This is a genomic window from uncultured Aquimarina sp., from assembly GCF_947500065.1.
Classification (GTDB): Bacteria; Bacteroidota; Bacteroidia; order Flavobacteriales; family Flavobacteriaceae; genus Aquimarina.
In genome coordinates, this window is record NZ_CANMQT010000001.1 from 894,223 (window position 1) to 906,954 (window position 12,732).

Below are 12,732 nucleotides of genomic sequence, written 5' to 3' on the forward strand. Positions count from 1 at the left end.
TTTTTTGATAACCAAGTACGTCATATTATTTATCTATTTCCTAATCCTGTTTTTAATAGGATATTTTGCATCTAAACGTATTAAAAATACGAAGGATTATTATGTAGGAGGTAAAAAACTAGGGTTTTGGGTAGTCGCATTTTCCGCCAGAGCCACTGGAGAATCTGCATGGTTACTATTGGGGCTTACCGGACTTGGAGCTATGGTCGGAGTTTCTGCTTTTTGGGTAGTTCTGGGTGAAGTTTTGGGAGTCGCATTTTCCTGGTTTTTAATGGCAAAAAAATTCAAAGTGTTATCTGACACCTATAATTCTATAACGATACCGGATTATCTGGTTAGTCGATTTAAATCTAGCACACATACCTTAAGAATTGTAGCAGCAACAGCACTTTCTCTATTTGTAGTTATTTATGTGAGTGCACAAATCGATGCTACAGGTTCAGCATTCGAGTCATTTTTAGGGTGGAATTATTTTACCGGAGCAATCGTAGGTTTCTTTATCGTTTTAGCCTATATATTTTCTGGAGGATTTGTCGCTGTTGCCTGGTCCGATTTATTTCAGGGATTAATTATGCTTATAGGTTTAGTTGCTTTGCCAATTGTTGCCTATTATTCTATTAGTTCCGATGTTTCAATTTCTAATGAATTAACAAAACTAGATCCTTCTTTCCTTAATATTTGGGGAGATGGTGGTTTTACGACGATCAACTTCTTTACTATTTTGGGGTTTGCCTTTATCGGATTAGGATTTATGGGATCACCCCAGTTATTTGTCCGTTTTATGTCGATTAAAGATATTTCCGAAATTAAAAAAGGACGCTGGGTAGCTATTGTATTTACAATACTGACGGATTCATGTGCCGTATTGATCGGAATATTCGGAAGATATTTATTGACCTCCATAAATACAGATCCTGAGGAGATTTTAGGGAATGGAGCCCAAAATGTACTACCTATGTTGGTAGAAAGAATCATGCCGCTTACTCTAATAGGTATATACATCGCAGCCGTGTTATCGGCAATTATGTCAACTATCGACTCCCTTTTAGTAGTCGCATCTAGTGCTATTTCGAGAGATTTCTATCAACAAATTTTTAAACCAAATAAATCCGAAAAACAACTCGCCAATATTTCAAGAATCATCACACTAGCACTCGCAGTATTTGCACTTATGATTGCAATGATTGTAGCTATAAGTGTTCCGGAAAGAACAATTTTTTGGTTTGTTATTTTTGGATGGTCAGGAATCGCAGCTACTTTTTGCCCTACTATAATTCTTTCAATTTTTTGGACTAAGTTTTCTGAAAAAGGAGCAATTGCTTCCATGATAACCGGTTTTTTATCCATACCTCTTTTCAAATTTGGTTTGACTTCATTAGATACTATCGGAATTTATTTTGAAAAACTTGGAGAACTTGGTCCTTCATTCATTTTAGCTATAGCAGTTGGTGTACTTGTTAGTCTTGTTACAACGAAACAAAAACCAGAAAATGAGTTAAATACAAGTAATAGTGATTGAAAAAAATTGTAAATTTAGAAAATAGACTCTTCTAAATCTGTTGTTCTTAGTACTCAACGGGATGTTTGGAGTTTAAAATCAGCTACATTTAAATTCACACAAACAAAGACATGTCAATTTTAATACAAAACGGACGTATTGTAACTGCTTCAGAAACTTATCTGGCGGATCTTTATATTGAAGGAGAAAAGGTCATGGCAATAGGTCAAAATCTACCTCATAAAGCAGATAAAATAATCGATGCCACAGGTAAATTAGTGTTTCCCGGAGGAATTGATCCTCATGTACATTTGGACATGCCTTTTATGGGAACACATTCTAGTGATGATTACGAAACTGGTACCAGAGCAGCTTTATATGGAGGTACAACTATGGTCATAGATTTTATCCTGCAAACTCAAGGAGACACCTTGTACAATGCTCTGAAAACCTGGCAGCAAAAATCACAAGGAAAAGCTGTTGGTGATTATTCATACCATATGGCAGTTACTGATTTTAACGACACTACCGCAAAAGAAGTTGTACAAATGATAGAGGAAGAAGGGATTTCGTCCTTTAAGACATTTATGGCCTATAAAGGCGCTTTGATGATTGATGATGGGCAAATGGTTCAACTCATGAAAGTTGTAAAAAAACATGGTGGACTGGTAACCGTTCATGCCACTAATGGAGATATGATAGATTCATTAATTGCCAAGAATCGGGCTGAAGGAAACTTATCACCGCTATATCATTATTTATCTCAGCCAGAAGTAACCGAAGCTGAAGCATCTGCTAGATTTGCCGATATGTTGAATTATACCGGATGTCCTGGCTATATCGTTCATATGACTTGCGAGGGTGCACTCAATGCGGTACGAAATGCAACACAACGAAACCAGAAAATATTTGTAGAGACCTGCACTCAATATCTGATATTAGACGCATCTTTATATGAAAAAGATTTTGAAGGAGCCAAATGGGTAATGAGCCCACCTTTGCGTGAGAAAAAAGATCAGGAAGCCTTATGGTCCGGAATCAATCAAGGACTAGTTCAAGTTGTTGGGACCGATCATTGCCCATTTATGTGGGAACAGAAGAAAATGGGACAAGATGATTTCTCTAAAATTCCGAATGGTCATCCCGCTATAGAACATCGTATCGAACTTTTATATTCTGAAGGTGTCCATACGGGTAAAATATCACTTACTAAGTTTGTAGAGGTCAGCGCTACCAACGCTGCAAAGATTTTTGGGATGTATCCTCAAAAAGGTACCATTGCGATTGGTAGTGATGCAGATATTGTGGTTTTCGATCCTAAAAAAGAGCATACCATTTCTGTAAAAACACATCATATGAATTGTGATTATTCTGCATATGAAGGTCAAAAAGTAATAGGAAAAACAGAAACTGTCATTCTTCGAGGGCAAATAGCTATCGAAAACGAAGAATGCAGGCTAAAACCAGGATTTGGAAAATTTATTAAAAGAAGTAAGACTTCAAAAACAGTAATTTAATGGAAAGAAAATAACACAAATTATCAAGATAGATACAGTTAAAAAACTGCGATAACCAGCCAAACCAGTGTTATCAGTGTTCCATAAAAAAGAATAAAATTATGCCAAGAATAGTAAAATCAGGACTGATACAAATGAGTCTCCCTATGACTGAAGGAGAAGGTAGTATAGAAGAAATTATGCAGGCAATGTATGATAAGCATATCCCCTATATTGAAGAAGCCGGAAAACAAGGTGTTCAAATTTTATGTCTTCAGGAAATCTTCAATACTCCTTATTTCTGTCCTGGACAAGATAAAAAATGGTATGCATCTGCAGAATCAGTTCCTGGACCGACTACAGAAAAAATGCAAGTGTTAGCCAAAAAACACAATATGGTTATTATCGTTCCTGTGTATGAAAAAGAGCAAGCTGGAGTATTTTATAATACTGCCGCGGTAATCGATGCTGATGGTACATATTTGGGAAAATACAGGAAAAATCATATTCCACATACTACTGGGTTTTGGGAAAAGTTCTTTTTTAAACCGGGAAACTTAGGATATCCTGTTTTTCAAACCAAATATGCAAAAGTGGGTGTCTACATTTGTTATGACCGTCATTTTCCGGATGGTGCCAGAGTACTTGGTTTAAATGGTGCAGAAATCGTCTATAACCCTTCCGCTACAGTCGCTGGATTAAGTGAATATCTCTGGAAACTGGAACAACCAGCACACGCAGCTGCCAATGGATATTTTATGGGTTGTATCAATAGAGTTGGTGAAGAAAAACCATGGAACCTCGGCAAATTTTATGGACAATCATATTTTGTCAACCCACGTGGACAAATATTTGCAGAAGCATCTCGCGATGATGATGAATTATTAGTTTCAGAATTTGATCTGGATCTAATTGATGAAGTACGTTCTACTTGGCAGTTTTTCAGAGATAGAAGACCTGAAACTTATGATAAGCTTACAGAACTTTAATTTTCACGTGTTCGGGAACTACTGAAATCAAATCTTTCTTTAACAGTAATCAATCATCAAATGGCAGAATATAAAAGACCAAAATCAGAAGCAGAATTCAAAAAGAATTTTAAGCAGAAAAAAACTTTGATGAATGATACCGAAGCTTTTTATGAAAGTTCCAGATGTCTCTTCTGTTATGATGCTCCTTGTATACAAGCTTGTCCCACACATATTGACATTCCACTTTTTATAAAGCAGATTCATACCGATAATGTAACCGGATCTGCAAAGACAATTTTTGATGCCAATTGGCTAGGGAATGCCTGTGGAGTCGTATGCCCTACTGGTGTTTTATGCGAAGGTGCTTGTGTCTATAATCATCAGGATGTACCTCCTATTCAGATTGGGAGATTACAAAATTATGCAACCAGTACAGTCATAGATTCTGCTAAAGAAATTTTTAAACCTGCAGCATCAAACGGTAAACGAGTAGCTGTCATTGGAGCCGGTCCGGCAGGAATTGCCTGTGCGTGTGAACTAAGAACTTTAGGATACGATGTAGATATTTTGGAAGCCAAAGAGAAACCCTCCGGTTTGGTTTTTCATGGCGTAGCACCTTATAAAATTACAAATGAAGAGGCTTTAAAAGAGATAACATATTTACAGAATCAACTTGGATTTATTATAAAATATAATAATGCTATTGTATCAAAAGAACAATTAAAGGATATAGAATCCAACTACGATGCGATTTTTCTTGGTGTTGGTTTAGGAAAAACGGCAACCCTTCATATGGAAGGCGAGGACAAGGAAAATGTAATAGGTGCTGTGGAGTTTATTGAAGAATTACGCCTGAAGCATCACAAGACAAAAGTTCCAAATAAAGTGGTCGTAATTGGTGGCGGGAACACAGCTATGGATGCCGCTTCAGAATCTGCAAGAATGGGCGCAAGAAAAACGGTATTAGCCTATAGAAAATCAAAAGAAGAAATGGGTGCCTATGGTTTTGAATATGATCTTGCAATAAGCGCTGGTGTAGATAGCTTATTTAATGTTACACCCGTTGCCATTATTGGAAATAAAAAAGTAGAAGGTGTAAAATTCGCTAAAACAGAAATGATAGATGGAAAACTGCATATCAAAAAGAATGATGTGTTTATTGTAAAATGTGATATGGTCATCAAAGCTACCGGACAAGCAAAACAAGGAGAATTGTATGACCTTATTGACAATTTAGAGGTTGATCGTAAAACAAGAATAAAAGTAAACGAAAGAACATTCCAGACGTCAAATCCAAAATACTTCGCCGGTGGAGATGCTATTAATGGTGGTGCAGAAGTTGTAAATGCTGCTTATGATGGAAAAATGGCTGCAAAAGGAATTCACCAATGGTTATATAAATAATATAAGACACAAAAAGACATGATAGATTTATCAATAAACTTTGCAGGTATTAAAGCTCCTAATCCTTTTTGGTTAGCTTCTGCTCCACCGACAAATTCTGGTTATCAAATTATGAAAGCTTTTGAAGCAGGTTGGGGAGGTGCAGTATGGAAAACTCTTGGTGTTCCCGTTGTTAATGTATCCAGTCGATATGGCTCGGTAAACTATAGAAACACCCGAATGATGGGTTTCAATAATATCGAGTTGATTACAGATCGCCCACTAGCTGATAATCTTCGAGAAATTGAAGAGGTTAAAAAGTATTTTCCTGATCATGCAGTAATCGCATCATTAATGGTAGAGAGCAGGGCTGAATGGGTACAAATCATAAAAGATGTAGAAAACGCCGGCGCAGATGGTATTGAACTTAATTTTGGATGTCCACACGGAATGTGTGAGCGCGGGATGGGTTCTGCTGTTGGTCAGGAACCAGAAGTTTTAAAAACTATCGTAGAATGGGTTAAAGACGCAGCAAAGACACCTGTGATTACAAAACTTTCACCCAATATTTCTCATATAATCGATCCTGGTTTGGCTGCCGTACAAGGAGGAACAGATTCTATTTCTCTAATAAACACCGTAAAAAGTATTGTTGGTATCAATCTGGATACCTATGCCCCACTTCCGGAAGTAGATGGTAAAGGAACCAACGGAGGATACTGCGGTCCAGCAGTAAAACCAATTGCAATGCATATGGTTAAAGATTTAGCCCAACACCCTGAAATTGGTAAAGTTCCTATTTCTGGTATTGGTGGTATTGAAACCTGGCGTGATGTAGTAGAATTTATTCTACTCGGCGCAACCTCCGTACAAGTATGTACCGCAGTGATGCATTATGGGTTCGGAATTGTACGTGAAATGGAAGCAGGTTTACGACAGTTTATGGAAGAGAGAAATTATAAAACCATTTATGATTTTGCAGGCAAAGCGTTACCAAATGTTACCGAATGGAAACATTTAAACCTGAAGCACCAAGTAATTGCAGAAATTAATCCTGATAAATGTATTGGATGCGAATTATGCTATATCTCCTGTGATGATGGCGCACATCAGGCTATTGCTTTATCTGATGACCGTACCAATAGGATTCCAAGCATTATAGAAGAGAATTGTGTAGGTTGCAATTTATGTTCTTTGGTTTGTCCTGTTGAAGATTGTATTACTATGATCAAAAAAGATGATGGGAGTCAACATCTTACTTGGGACGAAAGAAGTATCAACAATGATATTCCGGTAACCTTTGATGATGATAGAGCTGGCGGTAAAGGACATTTTGTTCCAAAACCAACGGATGCTTTAAAAGCAAAATCTAATTCTTAGCAGAACATCTAATTATTTTTGTTCCCATGCTTCATAAAAGTAATGAGCTCTTAAGAACTTTATGTTTCTCAAGCTGTCAGTCATATAACTTTTGCGTTCCGCATTAAGAAGGAGTCCTGTTTTATTTTCATAGTGTAAGTTCTCAATATAGCTATATGTAGTACCATGGTGAACCATATTCCCAACTAATTTATTTGTTTTTTGATCAAAATAGTACCACCAAGTATTTGCAGGAGAACCATCATTATTGAAATAATTTGCTTTTATAACGCTTACCGATTTTCCATCTATAATTTCTTCTCCTGAGTAAGAAAGGGTAACATCTTTATCTAATAATTTATAAGGTTGCCAAATTACATAGTTTGCTGCGATAACAGCTTTGTAATATTTTTCCTGGAGCTTAGGATCGTTTTGAAGCAAGTCATCAAAATAAACAGTGATTTTATCATCTCTTAACACTACCCGTTTATGAATAGAATCTTCTGTCCAGTTCATTTCTGCCCTAAACTTAGGACTAAATATGTTCTTATGTTTTTGAACAATTTTCTTTTCTACATTTCCTAAACTATCATACAGTATTGTTGTCTTAAGATAAGAGATTTCCTTTATGCTTTCCCACTTTTTAATTCCGCCATGAGCTTCTAAGGATTTTAGAACAATTTCGGTGGTTTTAGATCCATTCTGGCATGAGCTAATAAAAAAAGTAGCGCAAAATAACAGTATTATTAAAAACGATTTTTTGTTCATGAAACTATACTTCATTTTTAATCATATTTACCAAATACGGAAAATTAGAAAACTTATATTCTTCATCTTTTTCACCTATAACAGTAGCTTCAGTTTTAAAGACATCGAATCTTTTAGGTTGATCAGTATTTTCTCCCCAAATTCGTTTGGGAATGCATAATAATAGACCATTTTGATCTCCCATTGCCCACCAAAAACTGCTGTCCTTAGGATATACATCTAACGCTAACTTCTGATGTAGTATTTCTGATTCTTTGTGTTGATCATCGACAACAAAGGCTATTTCACTAACATTTAGGATATCCCTAGATGTAAACGCTCCAGATGAACTATTTTTTAGATCATGGCGAGCAATATACTCCAGAAGATTACCTGCAGGATCCCAAAAGAAAATGGAATGTGCATTCCAATTCCTAAAATGCCTTACATCATCCGGAAAATTAGGATCTCTAGCTCGTTTGGGAGTAGGAATCAAATCAGTCTTTTCTAATTGCCAGGCTCTAGCTTTACGCAATTTATTTTCTGGAATATTAAAGGCAAAATGATACCAAGGATCACCTAAAGTTGAATCTATTTTAATAAAAGTTATGGTGGATTTACCAGCTACAAAAGTAATTTCTTTATCTTCTTTCTCATATGCTAAGGATAATCCCAATTTCTCAACATAAAACGCCTTCATTTGAGAAATTGGAGTACTTGTAAGTAGTCTAATACTTTTTATTAAATCTTGCTTAGCATTAGCATTATGGACAAAACAAGTTTCAGGATGAAGTGCAATCAGCATCATCCCAAGCGAAGAGTCTTTTACAAATTTCCTTCTTGTAATTCCCACTTTTTAAGTCCTAAACCTAAATTTACGATAAAATACAATAGAAACCCAGTATTTAAATCAGACGATCTCTTTGTTTTTTTTGAATTTTCTAATTCCCCATGCTACTTTATAAGTTCTATAGAGTAAATCATAGATCACCATTTCGTGTAAGCGATTTTTGGATCTAAATAACCTATTCATTAGCATATGAATATAACTACCCATCATATCATCTAATTCTGACTTACTGACAACAGATAGAATATCTCTAGTCAAAGCTTCACTATTCTTACTTTTCTCTTCTAAAACATCAATAATAGGAGCATAATCAGCATCCATTTCTCTTTTAAAATTCAAAAAATTCTTAATCTTATCATGTTCATTTCTGAATTTCTTATCCATCTGTTTCTTAAGGTTCTTATTCATTCCAAACTCTGCTCCAAAACCTATCTTTAATTTTTCCATCAAAGCTAGTTTCTCATCTTCATTATAACCAAAATCCTTAAGTTTTTGATCTATTGCTCTTACTCCAAATAACCATCTCAATTCTTCTCCTTCATCTCCATCAATCATATCCAAGAAATCTACTATCATCTTACTATCCAGAAAAAACAGTTCTTCTGATTGATCCATCGTTTTTACTCCATAGCGTTCTATCTCCCGTTGATAGGTATCTAGTTGTATTTTCCATATTAGGTCTTCATCAGAAAATTCTTTAAGCGATGTATATAATGAATTAATAATTCCAGCAACATTTTCAGGGTTGTTGTAATGGAATCTTACCCTAATATGATGTTTTGGATCATTATATCTGATAAAAAACCATTTATCAATAGTATTGTTTTCTAATAAACTCATTGCAGCAGGTCTAATAATATCCGTCAGAACTAAATCTGAGGTCTTAGGACCAGTGTAAATTTTATAATACAACCATTCACTACCCACAATAAAGGATCTTTGTACATCAACCATTAATTCTGCAAATTTTTTAATTTCTTTTCATTATAAAATGACATTACAATTTGATTTGTAAATGTTTTTGTCCCTTCCTTTACAACACTTCCTTTAGCATGTAAAAATTCTTTAAGTCTAAATTTACCTCTCTTTTTTACCGTATTCAATAGCATTTTCATGGATGTGGTATTATTAGAATTAGTCAACAATTCATTATCTCCATCCACTAGAAGTACAAACTGAGGTATATTTTTATTTTTCACAAACTTATCTAGTTCTTTACAAAATTCCTTTTCATCGTTCAAGTTCTTTAATAAAGGTTCAATTTCTGATAACGAAACATTCCAAGTAGCATTAGAAAATATAATATCATTATACTCTACTCTTGGCAAAAAATCATATTCATCTGCAAACGGTCCCCAATCAAAAGAAATACCTCCTCTTTGATTCTGAGTTTGCATATTCGCTAAAAACTGATAAATAGGCAAAGCATTACTAGAAAAATTATGTGCATTAGTTAGGTGCGGAACCACTTCTTTATTGAATTTTTTAGATCTCAACGTCACTTTCCCTCTTGCACTAGCAGAAATCATTAAATCATCCAACAAAAGTTGGTTTTCATCATTAAGAATAGACTTTGCCAGATACGGAATTTCATATTTTCTAAAACTAGGTCTCATCAAAATATTCCCTACTCGAGACTCAGGCAAATGCACAATTTCTGCAAGAATTTTATCAGGATTTAACTTTGTTTCTACATCAATTATTTCCTTCGTATATGTATCTAAATCTTCATCTCCATGACAAAAGCGTCCTAATAAATTTGCAGCACTTGAACCGCCACAACTAGACATGATTATTTTTTCAGTATTATCTATATTTACTAATTCAATCATAGAAGAAATAGTATCCGGTATATCCTCCCAGTTTTCTTCAAAATCATTAAAGTCTTTGTCATTCAATACCAAAATGGTTTGCTGCTGTTTAATACATTCTATTAATTTTTCATGAAGAATTGAATGTACTGGAGACCACTTAACCTCTTTTACGACATTTTTTTCTTGCTTATATGGTAATACAAGGTCATCAATTATCTGACTTACATCTCCTGAGTCTTTATCCTGCAAAAACCCAATTCCTAACTCTACATCAAGTGCTTTTGACAAAGGAACTTCTCTGCTTTCATATCGTTCATAAAAAGCTGATTTAAATCTAGAAATATATGTTTCTTTTGACGGTAATGTCAATTTATTGAGTAATGACAAGCCTTTCTTTATCTTCTTTACAGTATCATAGCTTAGCGTATTAGTTTCTAATGATAGACTCATATCTGTTTGAAACATATATTTTAGCTCAAAACCAGTTCCTAACTTCTTTAAGGACTCGCTAAGCTTTATGTATTCATCAGCAGAGTTTCCAATATTCTTATCAATATTATGCAGTGTAAGTTGCACACTTTCTAGCTCAGAAATGATATGTTCAGTTCCCGATATTTTTTTTAAAACAGGTACTATTTGATCTAAAAACTCCGGACCTGAAACGGATGGTTCCAATTCACTAATTAATAATTGACTTTCTACTAATTGATCTATAAACCCTGAAGCTTCTTCATTACTAATTTCATCATCTACTAATGCCTCTGCTAAATCACAAAGAAGTGATCCCTTTCTTGCTTCAGAAAGCACTTTTTCCAAATATTCCGAATCTTCTACAGCCACAATATGATGTACTCTTCTGCTTTCTACATAAGTGTATTCTACATATCTAATTTGTTTTCCGGCTTTATATATACTGGTATTCGGGTAAAATAAAAGCTGATCTTTAATAGTTTTGTCCTTAACGATATCCTGAGACATTGCTACCAAATAATTCATATCCAATCGGGTATGGCGATTGTTTTTTGATTTATCAGAAAGCTCCATAGTCGTAGTCTCTGAAAACTCTCCTACTGCTGTTCCTGCAAAAAGCCCAAATGGTGTACATCGGGAGGACATTCGACTAATGTATTTTAATACTGAATACATCATCCGTTCTGATGTTTCCTTATCTTTTATAGCTCCTTTTAGCCATTTTTCAAATTCCTGATATAAAGAAGGTGAAGCTAAAAAAATAGCTTCTTTGATAATTTTGTCGGAGCAAATTTGTTTTAGATCATCTTCTCCTAGTATTTTATTCTGAGTTAGTTCTTTGTAAAATGAAAAGGAAAACAGTGGAGTACGTAAAACGTATTTTGGAAAATTTTTATAGCTCATAGTTTTTTTGCTATTTAGGATTAGCTAATCATTAAACATTCGTTCCATTGATTTTCTGACGGTGTTAAATATGAGATCATTGACAACCCTATTCCGGCAATTCCTTCTAACAAATTAGTTTCATTTTGCCATGCTTCTTTATCACCTCTCCATTGTTTATATCCTGCATGCCCATCTGTATACGTGTCCATTTTTAATGCTTCTCCCATCCAAAAGTCTGCTGTTTCTTTAAATATTAATTCTTTAGTTTCTATATGCATAAAATTGAACATAGAGACGATTCCAAACACTCCATGACACAATCCAGTATCATTGATTCGTGCTTCTTCTGCATCTCTTCTTTTGGCAGCATGTTTTAACACGTCTATTGCCAATTCCTGATATTCTTTATTTTCTAGTACTTTACCAACTTTCCAAAGAGAGATACCTATCCCTAAGTCTCCATAACACCAGGCCAATCTACTATTCGTATATTTTTCCATCTCTGGATACACCCAACTTGGAAAAAGAGAACTCTGGTTTTCGTTAGGGTATTTACAATTGATTATAAAATCTGCTGCACCAACTAGCAAATCTTTTGTTACCTCCTGAAAATCTTCATATGAGTACAATCTACTTAAAAAATTAATGACACTTGCCATTCCATGTGACAAACTTAAATTAGCGCCTCTAAGGTTCTCTTTTTTTCGTAACTCATACATCCAAAACACCCCTCTATCATCTTTTTGAGCACTATTTTTAAGAGCATCTATGAGACGTAAAAGATATGTTGTATACCTTTCTTTTAGTGGCTGTGATTTTGTGTTTTGATACCTTTTTAAGAAATAATACCCATATCCTATTGCTCCGTGTAAAAAATCGAAATTTTCATTTTTGATATCTGCATTCATCGATTCAAAAAGATAGCTGTCTAACTCTGATAAAAGATCATCACTGTTAATATCTATAAATTCTTCTTCATTTAGCAATTCTAACACCCATCCAGCTCCAGCAATACCCGCACAAAAAGTAGGAAAAGAATACCCATCATTCATGCGCTGTATGGTTTCTGATATAACCTCTACGCCTACATCTGCAATCTGTTCATCCTCTACAAAACGCGCATAATAAAACTGGAATACTGAGATTCCGGACATACCTGCTAAAACACCTATGTGTTCTTTGTTGTTATAATTTTCTTTTAAAACATGATGTATTTCCTTTAATTTCTCTTTTAAAACTGCAGTAGTATTCATTAAAA

The 12,732-nt window shown here is 34.7% G+C and carries 10 protein-coding genes; 5 read left to right on the top strand and 5 right to left on the bottom strand.

Annotated features, from left to right (window positions below):
- Positions 1-4 precede the first annotated feature (4 nt).
- From Q0975_RS03995 to preA, 5 genes are all read left to right on the top strand, one after another.
- Positions 5-1,519 (top strand): sodium/proline symporter, encoded by a 1,515-nt coding sequence (locus tag Q0975_RS03995; protein ID WP_299433411.1) that lies wholly within the window; start codon positions 5-7, stop codon positions 1,517-1,519.
- Between the two features lie 110 nt (positions 1,520-1,629).
- Positions 1,630-3,015 carry a dihydropyrimidinase gene (gene hydA, locus Q0975_RS04000; RefSeq protein ID WP_299433414.1) on the top strand — a complete coding sequence of 462 codons (1,386 nt, stop codon included), beginning with the start codon at positions 1,630-1,632 and terminating at the stop codon, positions 3,013-3,015.
- Positions 3,016-3,116: 101 nt separating this feature from the next.
- Positions 3,117-3,983, top strand: coding sequence for a nitrilase-related carbon-nitrogen hydrolase (locus tag Q0975_RS04005; protein WP_299433417.1), 867 nt, complete (start codon positions 3,117-3,119; stop codon positions 3,981-3,983).
- A gap of 60 nt (positions 3,984-4,043) precedes the next feature.
- A complete protein-coding gene (locus Q0975_RS04010; RefSeq protein WP_299433420.1) occupies positions 4,044-5,369 on the top strand; it encodes an FAD-dependent oxidoreductase in 1,326 nt (441 codons plus the stop codon).
- A gap of 18 nt (positions 5,370-5,387) precedes the next feature.
- Positions 5,388-6,728, top strand: coding sequence for an NAD-dependent dihydropyrimidine dehydrogenase subunit PreA (gene preA, locus Q0975_RS04015; protein ID WP_299433423.1), 1,341 nt, complete (start codon positions 5,388-5,390; stop codon positions 6,726-6,728).
- Between the two features lie 12 nt (positions 6,729-6,740).
- Here preA and Q0975_RS04020 read toward each other — a convergent pair whose 3' ends face one another.
- From Q0975_RS04020 to Q0975_RS04040, 5 genes are read right to left on the bottom strand one after another with little or no spacing between them, the layout of a single operon-like run.
- A complete protein-coding gene (locus Q0975_RS04020) occupies positions 6,741-7,475 on the bottom strand; it encodes a DUF6503 family protein (protein WP_299433426.1) in 735 nt (244 codons plus the stop codon).
- Positions 7,476-7,479: 4 nt separating this feature from the next.
- Complete coding sequence (locus tag Q0975_RS04025) at positions 7,480-8,307, bottom strand: hypothetical protein (protein ID WP_299433429.1); 828 nt, start codon at positions 8,305-8,307, stop codon at positions 7,480-7,482.
- Positions 8,308-8,364: 57 nt separating this feature from the next.
- Entirely contained in the window at positions 8,365-9,258 is an 894-nt protein-coding gene (locus Q0975_RS04030; RefSeq protein ID WP_299433432.1) for a thiopeptide-type bacteriocin biosynthesis protein, read from the bottom strand.
- The gene (locus Q0975_RS04035; protein ID WP_299433434.1) at positions 9,258-11,492 is read right to left on the bottom strand and encodes a lantibiotic dehydratase family protein; all 2,235 of its coding nucleotides are present in this window, start codon (positions 11,490-11,492) and stop codon (positions 9,258-9,260) included. Before Q0975_RS04035 ends, Q0975_RS04030 begins: the two co-directional genes overlap by 1 nt.
- 20 nt (positions 11,493-11,512) lie before the next feature.
- Entirely contained in the window at positions 11,513-12,727 is a 1,215-nt protein-coding gene (locus Q0975_RS04040) for a lanthionine synthetase C family protein (protein WP_299433437.1), read from the bottom strand.
- Positions 12,728-12,732: the final 5 nt, after the last annotated feature.

Excerpts from the sequence above, each read along its gene's own strand:
- hydA (WP_299433414.1), top strand. The coding sequence starts at position 1,630 with ATGTCAATTTTAATACAAAACGGACGTATTGTAACTGCTTCAGAAACT.
- Q0975_RS04005 (WP_299433417.1), top strand. The coding sequence starts at position 3,117 with ATGCCAAGAATAGTAAAATCAGGACTGATACAAATGAGTCTCCCTATG.
- Q0975_RS04010 (WP_299433420.1), top strand. The coding sequence starts at position 4,044 with ATGGCAGAATATAAAAGACCAAAATCAGAAGCAGAATTCAAAAAGAAT.
- preA (WP_299433423.1), top strand. The coding sequence starts at position 5,388 with ATGATAGATTTATCAATAAACTTTGCAGGTATTAAAGCTCCTAATCCT.
- Q0975_RS04020 (WP_299433426.1), bottom strand. The coding sequence starts at position 7,475 with ATGAACAAAAAATCGTTTTTAATAATACTGTTATTTTGCGCTACTTTT.
- Q0975_RS04030 (WP_299433432.1), bottom strand. The coding sequence starts at position 9,258 with ATGGTTGATGTACAAAGATCCTTTATTGTGGGTAGTGAATGGTTGTAT.
- Q0975_RS04035 (WP_299433434.1), bottom strand. The coding sequence starts at position 11,492 with ATGAGCTATAAAAATTTTCCAAAATACGTTTTACGTACTCCACTGTTT.
- Q0975_RS04040 (WP_299433437.1), bottom strand. The coding sequence starts at position 12,727 with ATGAATACTACTGCAGTTTTAAAAGAGAAATTAAAGGAAATACATCAT.